Genomic DNA, 15,647 nt, shown 5'->3' on the forward strand with positions numbered 1-15,647 from the left:
CTCAGCCCCTTCCCAGCAGCAGCCGGGCTTCGCCGACCGTGATCACGGACCCGGTCACCAGCACCCCGGCGCCCGCGTACTCGTCGTCCTCCTCGGCCAGCGTGATCGCCGCCTCCAGCGCGTCGTCCAGCCGCGGCTCGACCTGGACCCGGTCGTCGCCGAAGACCTCGACAGCGACGGCGGCCAGCTCGTCCGCGTCCATCGCGCGGGGCGTGGAGTTCTGCGTGACGACGACCTCGGCGAAGATCGGCTCGAAGGCCTCCAGGAGACCTCGGGCGTCCTTGTCGCCGCTCGTGCCGACCACGCCGATCAGCCGGGAGAAGCTGAACGCCTCGGAGATGCCGTCCGCCGCCGCCTTGGCTCCCGCCGGGTTGTGCGCGGCGTCCAGCACGACGGTCGGGCTGGAGCGCACGACCTCCAGGCGGCCGGGCGAGAGCACCGAGGCGAACGCCTTGCGGATCGCGTCGATGTCGAGGGACCGGGCCTGCTCGGCGCCGATACCGAAGAACGCCTCGACGGCGGCGAGCGCGACGGCCGCGTTGTGCGCCTGGTGGGCCCCGTACAGCGGGAGGAAGATCTCCTCGTACTCGCCGCCCAGGCCGCGCAGGGTAAGCAACTGTCCGCCGACCGCGATCTCGCGCGAGGTGACGCCGAACTCCATGCCCTCGCGGGCCACGGTGGCGTCCACCTCGACGGCCTTCTTCAGCATCACCTGCGCGGCGTCCACCGGCTGCTGCGCCAGGATGACCGTGGCGCCCTGCTTGATGACCCCGGCCTTCTCCCCCGCGATCTCGGCGGGCGTGGTGCCGAGGCGGTCGGTGTGGTCCAGCGAGATCGGGGTGACGACGGCGACCGTGGAATCGATGACGTTGGTGGCGTCCCAGGTGCCGCCCATACCGACCTCGACGACCGCCACATCGACGGGCGCGTCGGCGAAGGCCGCGTACGCCATGCCGGTGAGGACCTCGAAGAAGGAGAGCCGGTAGGGCTGCTGGGCGTCGACCATCTCGACGTACGGTTTGACGTCCTCGTACGTCTCGATGAAGCGCTCGGGCTCGATCGGGGAGCCGTCGAGACTGATCCGCTCGGTGATCGACTGGACGTGCGGGGAGGTGTAGCGGCCGGTGCGCAGCTCGAAGGCGTTGAGCAGGGCCTCGATCATGCGGGCCGTACTGGTCTTGCCGTTGGTGCCGGTGATGTGGATGGAGGGGTAGGCGCGCTGCGGCTCGCCGAGGACGTCCATCAGCGCGGCGATGCGCGTGACGGACGGCTCCAGCTTGGTCTCGCCCCAGCGTCCGGCGAGCTCCTGCTCCACCGCGCGCAGCGCCTTGTCGGTCTCGGGGTCGGCCGGGCGGGCCGGGACCGCTTCGCCCTGCGGGTGGCCCGATTGGGTGCGCAGTGTGCGGCTCCCGGCCTCGATCACCGCCAGGTCGGGGTCGCGCTGGGTCGCTTCGTCGACGATCTCCTCGAAGGTGTCGTCGGGATCGGACGCGTCATGCCGGTCTGAAGGGCGGGGCTCACTCACGGGCCCAGTCTACGGATGGGCACCGACATCGCACGCGGCGCCCGGCACAGTGCGGACGGGCGGGCACGGAGGGAGTACGGCGAAGCCCCCGCGCCCCCGGTCGGTCGGGGGTGCGGGGGCTTCTTCATCAGCTGATCAGCTCTGCGGGAGGCCCGCCAGCTGGGCGCCGATCCGTTCGATGTCGGCCTCAGCCTTGGCGAGCCGGCCGCGGATCTTGTCGACCACGTTGTCCGGGGCCTTGGCCAGGAAGGCTTCGTTGCCGAGCTTCCCGGTGGCCTGGGCCTTCTCCTTCTGCGCGGCCTCCAGGTCCTTCGTGAGGCGCTTGCGCTCGGCCGCGACGTCGATCGTGCCGGACAGGTCCAGGGCGACGGTGGCCCCGGCGACCGGGAGGGACGCGGTGGCCTGGAAGCCGTCCCCGGCGGGCTGGAGCCGCAGCAGCTGGCGGATGGCCGCCTCGTGCGGGGCGAGCTCCGTGCCGGTCAGGGTCAGCTGGGCCGGGACCTTCTGGCCGGGCTGGAGACCCTGGTCGTTGCGGAAGCGGCGGACCTCGGTGACGACCTGCTGGACCAGCTCGATCTCCTTCTCGGCCGCGTCGTCGCGGAAGCCGGAGTCGCCCGGCCACTCGGCGATGACGATCGACTCGCGCCCGGTGAGCGCGGTCCACAGCGCCTCCGTGACGAACGGGACGATCGGGTGCAGCAGCCGCAGCATCACGTCGAGGACCTCGCCGAGGACCCGGCCGGAGACCTCGGCCGGGCGGCCGCCCGCGAAGAACGTGGTCTTGGACAGCTCGACGTACCAGTCGAAGACCTCGTCCCACGCGAAGTGGCGCAGGGACTCGCTGATCTTGGCGAACTGGAAGTCGTCATAGAACGCGTCGACTTCCGCGACCGTCTTGTTGAGCCGGGACAGGATCCAGCGGTCGGTGACCGACATCTCCTCGACCGGGGGCAGCTCGCCCTCGATCGTGGCGCCGTTCATCAGAGCGAAGCGGGTGGCGTTCCAGATCTTGTTGGAGAACTTCGCCGAGCCCTGGACCCACTCCTCGCCGATCGGGACGTCGGTGCCGGGGTTGGCGCCGCGCGCGAGGGTGAAGCGCAGGGCGTCGGAGCCGTACTTGTCCATCCAGTCCAGCGGGTTGACCACGTTGCCGAAGGACTTCGACATCTTCTTGCCGTGCTCGTCGCGGACCATGCCGTGCAGGACGATGGTGGAGAACGGCGGGACGCCGTCGTTGACGTACAGGCCGAACATCATCATCCGGGCGACCCAGAAGAAGAGGATGTCGTAGCCGGTGACCAGGACGGAGTTCGGATAGAACTTCGCGAGGCTGTCGGTCCGTTCGGGCCAGCCGAGCGTGGAGAAGGGCCACAGGCCGGAGGAGAACCAGGTGTCCAGGACATCGCTGTCCTGGGTCCAGCCCTCGCCGGTGGGCGCCTCCTCGTCGGGTCCGACGCAGACGACCTCGCCGTTCGGGCCGTACCAGACGGGGATGCGGTGCCCCCACCAGAGCTGGCGCGAGATCGTCCAGTCGTGGAGGTTGTCGACCCAGTCGAAGTAGCGCTTCTCCATCTCCTGCGGGTGGATCTTGACGCTGCCGTCGCGGACCGCGTCGCCGGCGGCCTTGGCGAGCGGGGCGACCTTGACCCACCACTGGAGCGAGAGACGCGGCTCGATGGTGGTCTTGCAGCGCGAGCAGTGCCCGACGGAGTGGACGTAGGGCCGCTTCTCGGCGACGATCCGGCCCTCGGCGCGCAGGGCGGCGACGATGGCGGAACGGGCCTCAAGACGGTCCAGGCCCTGGAAGGGGCCGGGGACGGTGATGACCGCGCGCTCGTCCAGGACCGTGAGGAACGGCAGGTCGTGGCGCTTGCCGATCTCGAAGTCGTTCGGGTCGTGCGCGGGCGTCACCTTGACCGCGCCGGTGCCGAACTCCGGGTCAACGTGGTGGTCGGCGACGACGGGGATGGTGCGGTCGGTCAGCGGCAGGTTGATCCGCTTGCCGACCAGGTGGCGGTAGCGCTCGTCGTCGGGGTGGACGGCGACGGCGGTGTCACCGAGCATCGTCTCGGCGCGGGTGGTGGCGACGACGATGGTCTCGTCGCCGTCCCCGTACGTCATGGAGACGAGTTCGCCGTCGTCCTCCTGGTACTCGACCTCGATGTCGGAGATCGCGGTGAGACAGCGGGGGCACCAGTTGATGATGCGCTCGGCGCGGTAGATCAGCCCGTCGTCGTACATCTGCTTGAAGACGGTCTGGACGGCCTTGGACAGGCCCTCGTCCATGGTGAAGCGCTCACGGGACCAGGCGACGCCCTCGCCGAGGCGGCGCATCTGGCCGGAGATCTGGCCGCCGGACTCGTTCTTCCACTGCCAGACGCGCTCGACGAAGGCCTCGCGGCCCAGGTCGTGGCGGGACTTGCCCTCCTTGCCGAGCTCACGCTCGACGACGTTCTGGGTGGCGATGCCGGCGTGGTCCATGCCCGGCTGGTACAGCGCCTCGAAGCCCTGCATCCGCTTCCGGCGGACGAGCGCGTCGATCAGGGTGTGCTCGAAGGCGTGGCCCAGGTGGAGGGAGCCGGTGACGTTCGGCGGCGGGATGACGATGCTGTAGGGCGGCTTGTCGCTGTGCTCGTCGGCTTCGAAGTAACCACGCTCCACCCAGCGCTCGTACAGCTTCCCCTCTACCTCGGCCGGCGCGTACTGGGTCGGCAGTTCGGGGTTGCTGGCTGGCTGCTGCGATGAGTTCTCGGTCACGGGAGACAGTTTAGGGCCGTCACAGCTCTGCACTGAAACGGGTTGGTTCAGTAACGGTGTCCGACCCGATCCTCCATGTCAGGGCGGCTTCCGTCAGGATGTTGGCAACGCATAAGGAAAATGGAGGGGACACCGCAATGAGCTACAACCAGCCGGGCCCGTACGGCGGGCAGCCGCCGCAGGGCCAGCCCGGACCGTACGGCCAGCAGCCTGGCCCGTACGGGGCCCCGCCGCCCCAGGGTCCCCCGCAGGGCCAGCCCGGCTACGGCTACCCGCAGCAGGCCCCCCAGGGCGTCCCGCCGCAGCAGCCGAACCCGTACGGGCAGCAGCCACAGCAGGGCTACGGCTACCCGCAGGCCCAGCAGCCGGGCCCGTACGGCCAGCAGCCGCCGGCGCCTCCGTACGGCGGCCAGCCGGGGTACGGCGGGCAGCCGCCGCAGCAGCCCAAGAAGAAGACCGGCCTGATCGTCGGTGTCGCCGTGGTGGCGCTGGCGGTCATCGCGGGCGGGGTGTACTTCCTGACCTCCGGCGGCGGCAACAGTGACGTGGCGGACTCCACGAAGGGGTACAAGCTGACGCCGGCGGCCTCGGTGGACGACTACAAGCAGGATCCTTCCGAGAAGAAGCCCGAGTCCGCGATGACCGGCACGGACAAGTCCAAGGCCGAGGCCATGGGAGTCAAGAACCCTCACCAGGTCGGCGCCCAGTACGGGAGCGGTGACGTCAAGACGAACCCCCTCCTTGCGAAGATGCTCATGCTCCACGGCGTCTGGGGCGAGATCGAGGACCCCGAGAAGGTCATCGACAACTCCTTCGAGAACGCCAAGAAGAAGGCGGCGGCGAGCGAGGACACCGAGGGGTCGCTGCTGGGCAGCCCGAAGTCCGTCTCTCCGGCCGATTTCGAGGGCGCGCTGATGAAGTGCCAGGACGTCAAGGTCATCAACGAGAAGGCGGACGGCACGGCGCAGAAGGGGCCCAAGGAGATGACCATGCCGATCTGTATCTGGGCCGACTACAGCACGGTGGGCATGGTGATCGGCTTCGACATCGGTGGAGCCATGACGAACAAGCCGATGTCTCAGGACGAGGCGGCCGCCCTCGCCGCCAAGCTCTACAACACCTCCCGCACCAAGGTCTGATCGCTCAACGCCGAAGGGGCGCCCACCGGTTGAACCGGTGGGCGCCCCTTCGGCGCAGGCAAGCCGTCTGCGGCTACGCCGACTTCTCGTGCCGGCCGCCGTCGTTCTTGCCGATCGCGCGCGGCTCGCGCGGGACCAGCGTCGGGTTGACGTTGTTGCGGACGACGTCCGGGGTGATGACGACGCGGGCGACGTCCTTGCGGGACGGGACCTCGTACATCACGGACTGGAGGACTTCCTCCATGATGGCGCGCAGACCGCGGGCTCCGGTCTGGCGCAGGATCGCCTGGTCCGCGATGGCTTCCAGCGCCTCGCGCTCGAAGTCCAGCTCCACACCGTCGAGTTCGAAGAGGCGCTCGTACTGCTTGACGAGGGCGTTGCGCGGCTCGATGAGGATCTGGAGCAGGGCCTCGCGGTCCAGGTTGTGGACCGAGGTCAGCACGGGGAGACGGCCGATGAACTCGGGGATCATCCCGAACTTCACCAGGTCCTCCGGCATGACCTCCTGGAACTGGTCGCTCGCCTGGATCTCCAGCTTGGAGCGGATCGTGGCGCCGAAGCCGATGCCCTTGGCGCCGGCCCGGGACTCGATGATCTTCTCCAGGCCGGAGAACGCGCCGCCCACGATGAACAGCACGTTCGTCGTGTCGATCTGGATGAACTCCTGGTGCGGGTGCTTGCGTCCGCCCTGCGGCGGTACGGAGGCGGTGGTGCCCTCCAGGATCTTCAGCAGGGCCTGCTGCACGCCCTCGCCGGAGACATCGCGGGTGATCGACGGGTTCTCGCTCTTGCGGGCGACCTTGTCGATCTCGTCGATGTAGATGATCCCGGTCTCGGCCTTCTTGACGTCGTAGTCGGCCGCCTGGATCAACTTGAGCAGGATGTTCTCGACGTCCTCGCCGACATAGCCGGCCTCCGTCAGCGCCGTCGCGTCCGCGATGGCGAACGGGACGTTGAGCATCCGGGCCAGCGTCTGCGCGAGGAGCGTCTTACCGGAACCCGTGGGGCCCAGCAGGAGGATGTTCGACTTGGCGAGCTCGATCGCGTCCTCACGACCGGCGCCGCCGCCGTTCTCCCCGGCCTGGACCCGCTTGTAGTGGTTGTACACCGCGACCGAGAGGGCCTTCTTCGCGGGCTCCTGCCCGACGACGTACCCCTCCAGGAACTCGTAGATCTCGCGAGGCTTGGGAAGCTCCTCCCAGCGCACCTCGCTCGTCTCCGCGAGCTCCTCCTCGATGATCTCGTTGCAGAGATCGATGCACTCGTCGCAGATGTACACACCGGGTCCCGCGATGAGCTTCTTCACCTGCTTCTGGCTCTTTCCGCAGAACGAGCACTTGAGCAGGTCGCCGCCATCACCGATGCGTGCCACGAGGTGCTTCCCCTTCGCCTGGGAGACGCCTGGTTCAGCGGCTCCTGGTGCCTCTATCCGACGGTACCTTGCCTGGGCCCCCGTTCGGGCCCCCCTTGGCACGGTTCACACGGCCGTGGTCGTGCGAACGGAATGTGCCAAGGGGAAAGACCGACGTCAGAGCGATGCGCCCGCGGTGGTCTTGCGGGTGGAAACGATCTGGTCGACCAGACCGTACGCGAGGGCGTCCTCGGCCGTGAGGATCTTGTCGCGCTCGATGTCCTCGCTGATCTTCTCCAGCGGGGTCGTCGAGTGCCGGGCCAGCATCTCCTCCAGCTGCGTACGCATACGGAGGATCTCGTTGGCCGCGATCTCCAGGTCGGAGAGCTGCTCGCGGCCCGTCTGCGAGGACGGCTGGTGGATGAGCACCCGGGCGTGCGGGAGCGCCATGCGCTTGCCCGGGGTGCCCGCGGCGAGCAGGACGGCGGCGGCGGAGGCCGCCTGGCCCATGCAGACCGTCTGGATGTCCGGCTTCACGAACTGCATCGTGTCGTAGATCGCGGTGAGCGCGGTGAACGAGCCGCCGGGGCTGTTGATGTAGATCGAGATGTCGCGGTCGGGGTCCATCGACTCCAGGCACAGCAGCTGCGCCATGACGTCGTTGGCCGAGGCGTCGTCGATCTGGACGCCCAGGAAGATCACGCGCTCCTCGAAGAGCTTCGCGTACGGGTCGTACTCGCGCACACCCTGCGAGGTGCGCTCCACGAAGCGCGGGACGACGTAGCGGTTGTCCACCTGCGGGCCGGTGTAGAGGCCGCTCGCGGAGGCGCCGGAGAAGTTGTTCATGTGGGTGTTCACCATCCTGGTGGCGTTCTGTGGGCTGGAGGTCTCGGCGTACGAGAGGTGCGCGGGAGGCGGTGCCGCCGGTCCGGTGGGGACCGGGTCAGGCACCGGTGCCGCCGCCGCCCGGGATGCCCGACGCGAACGTGATGATCTCGTCGATGAGGCCGTACTCCTTGGCCTCCTCCGCCGTGTACCAGCGGTCGCGGTCGCCGTCGCGGATGATCGTCTCGACGGTCTGGCCGGAGTGGCGGGCGGTGATCTCCGCCATCCGCGTCTTGGTGCGGAGCAGGTACTCGGCCTGGATCTTGATGTCCGAGGCCGTGCCGCCGATGCCGGCCGAACCCTGGTGCATGAGGATGTCGGTGTTCGGGAGCGCGAAGCGCTTGCCCGCGGCGCCGCCGGTGAGCAGGAACTGGCCCATGGAGGCGGCCATGCCCATGCCGATGGTGACGACGTCGTTGGGGATGTACTGCATGGTGTCGTAGACCGCCATGCCGGCCGTCACCGAACCACCGGGGCTGTTGATGTAGAGGTAGATGTCCTTGTCCGGGTCGGCGGCAAGGAGGAGAAGCTGTGCGGTGATCTTGTTGGCGATGTCATCGTCGACCTGCTGACCGAGGAAGATGATGCGCTCGCCGAGCAGTCGGCTGTAGACCTGGTCACCGAGGCCTCCACCGAGGGACGGCTCTCCGGCGGCGTAGGGCATCAGATTCGTCACGTATCCACCTGCTCGTCTCTGACGGCTCCGGCCGTCTCAGCGTCTTCGTACCGGGCGGGTGAAGTCACTGCCCCACCCTTCCTCTTCATGGACCCTAACGCGCAGGTGGGACAACGCCATCCCGCTTCCGCAACTGTTCGCTGGGAGCGCAAGGTCCGCAGTGGGCACAAGGGTTCCGGGGCCGCACAGCGATACGGCGGGGAGAGCGACGGGGATACGGCAGGGGGCGACGGGGATACGGCGACGGGCCCCGGACGCGTGGTGCGTCCGGGGCCCGTCGTAGCGGTCAGCCCGGAGGCTGCCCTGTGGATCGGGACGAGGCTCAGGCCTCGTTCTTCTCCTCGGCCTTGCCCTCCGCCTTGTCCTCGGCGGCGGCCTCGACCGTCTCCGTGGTCTCGGCGGCAGCCTCGTCCTCGTCCTCGAGGTCGACGACCTCACCGTTGGTGTCGACGACCTTGGCGGCCTCGACGACGACGGCGAGCGCCTTGCCGCGGGCGACCTCGCCGACGAGCATCGGCACCTGGCCACCCTCGACGACGGCCTGGGCGAACTGGTCGGGGCTCATGCCGGAGGACTGCGCGCGCCGCATGAGGTGCTCGGTGAGCTCCTCCTGGTTGACGTTCAGCTTCTCCTTGTTGACGAGCTCGTCCAGGATGAACTGCGTCTTGATGCCCTTGATGGCCTGCTCGGAGGTCTCGTTCTCGAACTCCTCCAGGGTCTTGCCCTGGATCTCGAGGTACTTCTCGAGGTCGAGACCCATCTGACCGAGCTGGTGGTGCTCCAGGTTGTGCTTGCGGGTCTGGACCTCGTCCGCGAGCAGCTTCTCCGGGATCGGGACCTCGGCGAGCTTCAGCAGCTCCTCCAGGACCCGCTCCTGGGCCTGGGTGGCCTGGTCGTACTGCTTGGTGGTCTCCAGGCGCTTGCGGCTGTCGGCCTTCAGCTCCTCCAGCGTGTCGAACTCGCTGGCCATCTGGGCGAAGTCGTCGTCCAGCTCGGGGAGCTCACGGGCGGCGACGGCGGTGACCTTGACGGTGACCTCCGCGGCCTTGCCCTCGGCCGAGCCGCCCTTCAGCTCGGAGGTGAAGGTGGCCTCGCCACCGGCTTCCAGGCCGGTCACGGCCTCGTCGATGCCGTCGAGGAGCTCGCCGGAACCGATGGTGTACGAGACACCGTCGGCCACGCCGTCCTCCAGGATCTCGCCGTCGACCTTGGCCTCCAGGTCGATCGTGACGACGTCGCCGTCGGCGGCGGCGCGCTCGACCGGGTTGGTGGCGGCGAAGCGCTCACGGAGCTGCTCCACGGCCTTCTCGACCTCTTCGTCGGTGACCTCAAGGGCGTCGACGGTGACCTCGATGCCGGAGTAGTCCGGGATCTCGATCTCGGGGCGTACGTCAACCTCGGCGGTGAAGGCCAGCAGCTCGCCGTCCTTCAGCTCGGTGATGTCGACCTCGGGCTGGCCGAGGACGTTCAGCTCACCCTCGTTGACCGCCTCGGTGTAGAACTTCGGGAGGGCGTCGTTGACGGCCTCCTCCAGCACCGCACCGCGGCCGAACCGCTGGTCGATGACCCGGGCGGGGATCTTGCCCTTGCGGAAGCCCTTCACCGTGACCTGCTGGTTGATCTTCTTGTACGCCGCGTCGAGGCTGTCCTTGAGCTCCTCGAAGGGCACCTCAATGCTGAGCCGAACCCGGGTCGGGTTCAGGGTCTCCACGGCGCTCTTCACGGTTCGGTCTCCTTGGTGGCTGACTTCTTGGGGTTCTGCTCGGCCGCCGAGTGGCGGCTTCGCGGACCGAGCCCGGTACATCAGACACACGGGCACGCATTTTGCATAGTAACGGCAAGGGGGAGGACTCCCACAATGCGATCTTGCCGGTGGTCGGGGTGGCCGGATTCGAACCGACGACCTTCCGCTCCCAAAGCGGACGCGCTACCAAGCTGCGCCACACCCCGTCGGTGCGACACGTAGGGTACATGCACAGGAGCCATGGATCCGACGCCTTACCGCGCGGTTCCACCGGTCCGGCCCAGGCCCGGTTCGGGTTCGGCCGGAGTTCGGTCGGGTTCGGTCCGGGTTCGGTCCGGTCTTCGATGCGGGTCCGGCCCGGCGGCCGGCACAACGGGTGTGCGGGCATCGCCGCCGACCCGCTACGATGCTCTTCGTGCCGCGGTCCACGGACCTGCGGTGCGACGCTTGCGGGCGTAGCTCAATGGTAGAGCCCTAGTCTTCCAAACTAGCTACGCGGGTTCGATTCCCGTCGCCCGCTCCAGGCAGTCGAGGGCCGGGCCGGAGGATCATCCTCCGGCCCGGCCCTCGCGCGTTGCGGCCTCAGAAGCTGATCTGGTTGATGGTGTCGGCTATCGAGTCCATGAACCTGTTGATCGACGGGGCCATGCCGGTCGACGCCAGGAAGAAGCCGAAGAGCGCGGCCACGATCGCGGGACCGGCCTTGATGGAGCCGCCACGGATCATTACCACCAGGATGACCGCGAACAGCAGCACCATAGACAGTGAAATAGCCACGTCTGATCACATCCTCGGTCGGTCCGCCTTGCCGGCCCGGAAACGTGCACCACCGCGCGCCCCGTCCTCCCCATCGTGCCACCAACTCCTCCGTGGCTGCTGCCGGGTGACGGAACGGAGCGACGGGATCCCGCCATCCTTCGCCGGCCGGCGCCGTCGCGGCGACAGACATCGGCGGCGGCCGCCCCCACCCCGAGCGCGGGGAGCACGCGGGAGGCACGCGGGGAGCGCGCGGAAGTCTCGCCGCCTTCACTCTTTCTGTGCGCGGACTGTGTGCGGACTGTGAAATACCCGCGTTCGAATATTCGCCGCAGTGATCGTTTCCGCATCCGCACACGCCATTCACAGCTAATGGACAGCATGAATGCGACGTAATTCACTTCGACCAACACCCTGCCGATATGCCCCATTTAAACGGGACCAAGAGTGTCATAACGGGCAGCGCTGGACGGTTTTGCATTCGAATATACGGGAACACATGTTTCCTTCCCCGTAGTTTTACGCGGGGCAATCGACCGGTCTAAAGTTCCTGAGATGTTCCAAGCTCCGAGCGTATTTCAGAGGGCCCCGCTCCCCCCGGCGACCCGGGAGCCCGGACACGAGCGGACACCCACCACCACCGCACCCCGGCCCGCCCCCGAGCCCGGCGCGCCGGGCTCAGCCGCACTGGAGCCCGCGGCAGCGAGGGAGCGCGATCCCTACTTCGACAATGTGAAATATCTGGCCATCGTTCTCGTCGCGGTGGCGCACGCCTGGGAACCCGTGATGGACGGCAGTCGCGCCACCCGGGCGCTGTACATGATCGTGTACACGTTCCACATGCCGGCCTTCATCCTCATCTCCGGCTATTTCTCGCGGTCGTTCGACATGACACCGCCCAAGGTGAAGCGGCTGATCACCGGAGTCGCGGTGCCGTACGTGCTGTTCGAGACGGCCTATTCGCTCTTCAAGCGGTACGCGGACGATTCGCCCGACACGGCGATCAGCCTGATCGACCCGTTCTTCCTGACCTGGTTCCTGATCGCCCTGTTCATCTGGCGGGTGACCACACCGATCTGGCGCACGCTGCGCCATCCGCTGCCGGTGGCGCTCGCCATCGCCCTGCTCGCCTCCGTCTCCCCCGACATCGGCGACGACCTCGATCTCCAGCGGGTGCTGCAGTTCCTGCCGTTCTTCGTGCTCGGTCTGCTGATGAAGCCCGAGCACTTCCGGCTGGTCAGGCGGTGCGAGGTGCGGCTGCTGTCCGTGCCGCTGTTCGCGGGCGCGCTGCTCTTCGCGTACTGGATCGCCCCGCACGTGCAGCTCGGCTGGCTCTACCGCGCCAACAGCGCCCAGGAGATGGACGCCCCGTGGTGGTCGGGCGCGGCGATGACGCTCGCGATGTCCGGCTGCGCCCTGGCGCTGACGATCGGCTTCCTGGCCTGGGTGCCCGGCCGGGCCAGGTGGTTCACGGTGCTCGGCGCCGGCACGATCTGCGGCTATCTGCTGCATGGCTTCCTGACCAAGGGGGCCGAGTACGCGGGCCTGTTCGACCGCTACACCTGGCTCTCCGACCCGGTCGGGCTGGTCGTCGTCTCGCTCGCGACGGCGGTGGCCGTGACGCTCATGTGCACCCCGCCGGTGGGCCGCGCCCTGAAATGGGCCACCGAGCCCGACATGGCGTGGGCGTTCCGGAAGGACCCCGCGAAGCACTGAGCCCCCCGGCGGACCGGCCGGCCGCCCCTCCTCGCCGGCTTTCCCCTGATCCACCCGCGGCCGGGCCGCGGGTGGATCAGTGCGTCTCCGGGTTGGCCGGATTCTTTCGGTCCGGGGGTGATTCACGGCCGACCAGCCCCAAGAGGCCTCGCACCTGCGCATACTTCGTCGTCAGCCGGGTACGCGTCGCCGCGTCCAGGACCGCGAGGCGGGCGGGATCCGCGTTGTGCGCGAGGTCCGCCTCCTTGATGAGCAGTGCGCCCGGGGTGGCCAGGATCCGCGCGGCGTACGAGGACAGCTCCTCGCCCGGCCGTTTGGTCACCGCCAGGACCATGTCCTTCACCTGCTGCGGCAGGGCGGCGTCGGCCAGCCACTGGGCGGAGAGAGCGTCGTCCTCGACCGCGTCGTGCAGCCAGGCCGCCGCGATCTGTCCGTCGTCGCCGCCCCGCACCCGTACACCTTCGGCCACCGCCGCCAGGTGCTCCACGTACGGGCGGCCCGCCTTGTCGGTCTGCCGCGCATGGGCCTCGCGGGCGATGGCCTCCACCTCGGAGATGCTCAGATCGCGTTCGGTCATGGGCCGACCCTACGACCGCATCGGGGAACCCGTCCGGGGCCCGTCCGGGATCCTGTCCAAGACCGCATCCGGCAGCGCATCCGAACTCGTCTTACGCGTACGGCTGTTGACGCGGCGTCCGCGCGCCGCCCGCGTAACGCCCGCACGCCGCCTCGCCTTCGGCCTCTCCATCGGCCCCGGGCGGCCTTCCGAGCGTGCTGTGGCCGGTGGTCGGCCGAGAGGCCCTAGGCCCGGCGGGAGAGCAGCAGCAGGGCCCGGTCGTCGTTGACGTCCTTGGCGCAGGCCTCGATCAGGTGCCAGGCCGCGCCCTCGAAGCCGGTGGAGACATAGCGGTCGGCCTCGCCCGTCAACCGGTCGATGCCCTCGGCGATGTCCCGGTCGGCTGCCTCCACCAGACCGTCCGTGAACAGCATCAGTACGTCGCCGGGCGCGAGCGATCCCTTCACGGCGTCGAACTCGGCCCCGTCGTAGACGCCGAGCAGGGGCCCCTCCCCGGACTTCTCCTCCCACTGCCCACTGCCCGCGTGCAGTTGGAGGGCGGGCGGATGGCCTGCGGAGTAGATCTCGTAGTCGCCCGATTCCAGGTCCAGCACCAGGTGGATCGAGGTGGCGAAGCCCTCGTCCCAGTCCTGCCGCAGCAGATAGCCGTTGGCGGCGGGCAGGAAGGCGTGCGGGGGCAGCGAGCCGAGCAGCCCGCCGAAGGCGCCGGACAGCAGCAGGGCCCGGGAGCCCGCGTCCATGCCCTTGCCGGATACGTCGGTGAGGACGGCCTCCAGGGTGCGGCCCCCGTGGGTGCGGGCCGCGACGACGAAGTCCCCGGAGAACGACTGGCCGCCGGCCGGACGCAGGGCCATCTCGCGGTGCCAGCCCTGGGGCAGCCGGGGCAGGGCGCTCTGGACCCGGATGCGTTCGCGCAGGTCGAAGAGCATCGTGCCGCCGCGCCGCCAGGGCACGCCGACCCGGGCCCGGAACTGGGCGAGGATCAGCCCGAAGAATCCGCAGGCGGCGACCACGAGCACGGTGCCCGGGGTGACCCGGGCGGGGCCGTCCAGGTACGGGCCGAGGGTGAGCGCCTCCACGATCAGTGCGCCGGCGGCCGTCGCGTACAGGCTCAGCAGGCTGGCGGGACGCAGCAGGAGGCCGCCCGCCACGATGGGCAGGGCGAGGGCGGCCGGGTCGATCCAGACCGGGCTGGCGATGGTGGCGAAGGTGATGGCCGGGACCGTCAGCAGCAGACCGGCCAGGGCGATCCAGTCGGAGCCGTCGCCGCGGAAGTAGTCGACCCCGGATTTACGCAGGCCGATGCGGGCCCGGTGCATTTTTCTGCGCCACCGGGCCCAGAAGTCGTCTACTCCTCCGCTACGGGCCATTGCCGGGACCCTATCCACCCGGACGCGTCCGGTGCAGGGGGACCCCGGTGACAATGCGCTCGAAACGGGGTCGTTCGCACGACGGGACCCCGCTTCGCGTGGCATATGACACGGTTCTCGCGGGGCGCGGACGGGAACGCGTGCGCGGAGGCCACCCGGGTTTTCAGCCACCGGATGCCTTCCAGGGCGGTCGGCCGGCGGAGCCACCGGGTTCCTCGGTCACCGGAGCCCGCCCCCGGTTCTCGGTCGTCGGAGGAGCTCGCGGCTATCGGTCGCCGGAGGGGCCCGGGGGCTGGCACCGGGGGCACCAGAAGAGGTTGCGGGAGGCCAGGTCCGCGGTGCGGATCTCCGTACGGCAGATGTGGCAGGGCAGGTTCGCTCGGCGGTAGACGTAGACCTCGCCGCCGTGGTCGTCCTTGCGGGGCGGGCGGCCCATGGCCTCGGGAAGGTGTTCGGGGCGGACCGTGTCGATCCGGTTGTTCCTCACGCCTTCGCGCATCAGCTCCGCCAGGTCCGCCCAGATCGTGTCCCACTCGGCGCGGGTGAGGTCCCTGCCCGTGCGGTACGGGTCGATGCCGTGGCGGAAGAGGACCTCGGCGCGGTAGACGTTGCCGACGCCCGCGATGATCTTCTGGTCCATCAGCAGGGCGGCGACGGTGGTCCTGCTGCGGGAGATCCGCCGCCAGGCGCGCTCCCCGTCCTCGTCGCCGCGCAGCGGGTCCGGGCCCAGGCGCTCGTGTATCGCGCGCTTCTCGGGCTCGGTGATCAGGGCGCAGGTCGTGGGGCCGCGCAGATCCGCGTGGTGGCCGGCGTTGACCAGCCGGAGGCGGACCGTGTCGGTGGGCGGTGAGGGCGGGGCGGTGCCGAAGCCGAGCTTGCCGAAGAGGCCGAGGTGGATGTGGACCCAGCCGGTGTCGCCGAAGCCGAGGAAGAGGTGCTTGCCGTGGGCGTCGGTGGCGGTGAGGGGCCGTCCGTCGAGCAGGGCCGCGCTGTCGGAGAACTTGCCCTGCGGGCTGCTCACCCGTACCGGTGTGCCCGCGAACCGTTCGGCGTGGTCGTCGGCGAGGCGGCGGATGGTGTGTCCCTCGGGCACGGTGGAGCTCCTGTTGAAAGGGCCGGCGGTGGCATGGCCGTGCCGCCGGGTCCGGGAC

The 15,647-nt window shown here is 69.1% G+C and carries 12 protein-coding genes and 2 tRNA genes; 3 read left to right on the top strand and 11 right to left on the bottom strand.

Annotation, left to right across the window (positions count from 1 at the left end; translation table 11 throughout):
• Position 1 precedes the first annotated feature (1 nt).
• Together ACGF2Y_RS19235 and ACGF2Y_RS19240 are read right to left on the bottom strand one after the other, a co-directional pair.
• The gene (locus ACGF2Y_RS19235) at positions 2-1,525 is read right to left on the bottom strand and encodes a bifunctional folylpolyglutamate synthase/dihydrofolate synthase (protein ID WP_392948714.1); all 1,524 of its coding nucleotides are present in this window, start codon (positions 1,523-1,525) and stop codon (positions 2-4) included.
• A gap of 135 nt (positions 1,526-1,660) precedes the next feature.
• Positions 1,661-4,282, bottom strand: a complete 2,622-nt coding sequence (locus tag ACGF2Y_RS19240) for a valine--tRNA ligase (RefSeq protein WP_392948717.1) — start codon at positions 4,280-4,282, stop codon at positions 1,661-1,663.
• A 137-nt stretch (positions 4,283-4,419) separates the two neighbouring features.
• On the opposite strand from ACGF2Y_RS19240, the gene ACGF2Y_RS19245 reads away from it, so the two are divergent.
• On the top strand, positions 4,420-5,421 hold the full coding sequence (locus ACGF2Y_RS19245; RefSeq protein WP_392948720.1) for a hypothetical protein: 1,002 nt from the start codon (positions 4,420-4,422) through the stop codon (positions 5,419-5,421).
• Positions 5,422-5,494: 73 nt separating this feature from the next.
• On the opposite strand, the gene clpX is transcribed toward ACGF2Y_RS19245, so the two are convergent.
• The 5 genes from clpX to ACGF2Y_RS19270 form a co-directional block, all read right to left on the bottom strand.
• A complete protein-coding gene (clpX, locus tag ACGF2Y_RS19250; RefSeq protein ID WP_392948722.1) occupies positions 5,495-6,793 on the bottom strand; it encodes an ATP-dependent Clp protease ATP-binding subunit ClpX in 1,299 nt (432 codons plus the stop codon).
• A 156-nt stretch (positions 6,794-6,949) separates the two neighbouring features.
• On the bottom strand, positions 6,950-7,633 hold the full coding sequence (locus ACGF2Y_RS19255; RefSeq protein WP_006124415.1) for an ATP-dependent Clp protease proteolytic subunit: 684 nt from the start codon (positions 7,631-7,633) through the stop codon (positions 6,950-6,952).
• 82 nt (positions 7,634-7,715) lie between these two features.
• Positions 7,716-8,321 carry an ATP-dependent Clp protease proteolytic subunit gene (locus ACGF2Y_RS19260; RefSeq protein ID WP_030077754.1) on the bottom strand — a complete coding sequence of 202 codons (606 nt, stop codon included), beginning with the start codon at positions 8,319-8,321 and terminating at the stop codon, positions 7,716-7,718.
• A 334-nt stretch (positions 8,322-8,655) separates the two neighbouring features.
• Positions 8,656-10,056 carry a trigger factor gene (gene tig, locus ACGF2Y_RS19265; RefSeq protein WP_392948725.1) on the bottom strand — a complete coding sequence of 467 codons (1,401 nt, stop codon included), beginning with the start codon at positions 10,054-10,056 and terminating at the stop codon, positions 8,656-8,658.
• A gap of 150 nt (positions 10,057-10,206) precedes the next feature.
• A tRNA-Pro gene (locus tag ACGF2Y_RS19270) sits at positions 10,207-10,283 on the bottom strand.
• Between the two features lie 243 nt (positions 10,284-10,526).
• Between ACGF2Y_RS19270 and ACGF2Y_RS19275 the strand changes: the two genes are divergently transcribed.
• A tRNA-Gly gene (locus tag ACGF2Y_RS19275) sits at positions 10,527-10,600 on the top strand.
• Positions 10,601-10,659: 59 nt separating this feature from the next.
• Here the strand turns inward: ACGF2Y_RS19275 and ACGF2Y_RS19280 are convergent.
• Complete coding sequence (locus ACGF2Y_RS19280; RefSeq protein ID WP_392948728.1) at positions 10,660-10,854, bottom strand: hypothetical protein; 195 nt, start codon at positions 10,852-10,854, stop codon at positions 10,660-10,662.
• 534 nt (positions 10,855-11,388) lie between these two features.
• Here ACGF2Y_RS19280 and ACGF2Y_RS19285 point away from each other — a divergent pair.
• Positions 11,389-12,549, top strand: a complete 1,161-nt coding sequence (locus ACGF2Y_RS19285) for an acyltransferase family protein (RefSeq protein WP_392948730.1) — start codon at positions 11,389-11,391, stop codon at positions 12,547-12,549.
• A 76-nt stretch (positions 12,550-12,625) separates the two neighbouring features.
• Here ACGF2Y_RS19285 and ACGF2Y_RS19290 read toward each other — a convergent pair whose 3' ends face one another.
• From ACGF2Y_RS19290 to ACGF2Y_RS19300, 3 genes are all read right to left on the bottom strand, one after another.
• Positions 12,626-13,126 (bottom strand): HD domain-containing protein, encoded by a 501-nt coding sequence (locus ACGF2Y_RS19290; protein WP_392948732.1) that lies wholly within the window; start codon positions 13,124-13,126, stop codon positions 12,626-12,628.
• A 224-nt stretch (positions 13,127-13,350) separates the two neighbouring features.
• Positions 13,351-14,496, bottom strand: coding sequence for a PP2C family protein-serine/threonine phosphatase (locus tag ACGF2Y_RS19295; RefSeq protein ID WP_392948735.1), 1,146 nt, complete (start codon positions 14,494-14,496; stop codon positions 13,351-13,353).
• Between the two features lie 265 nt (positions 14,497-14,761).
• On the bottom strand, positions 14,762-15,589 hold the full coding sequence (locus ACGF2Y_RS19300; protein ID WP_392948737.1) for an Fpg/Nei family DNA glycosylase: 828 nt from the start codon (positions 15,587-15,589) through the stop codon (positions 14,762-14,764).
• Positions 15,590-15,647 lie beyond the last annotated feature (58 nt).

Source organism: Streptomyces sp. NPDC048142 (genome assembly GCF_043202835.1).
Lineage (GTDB): Bacteria > Actinomycetota > Actinomycetes > Streptomycetales > Streptomycetaceae > Streptomyces.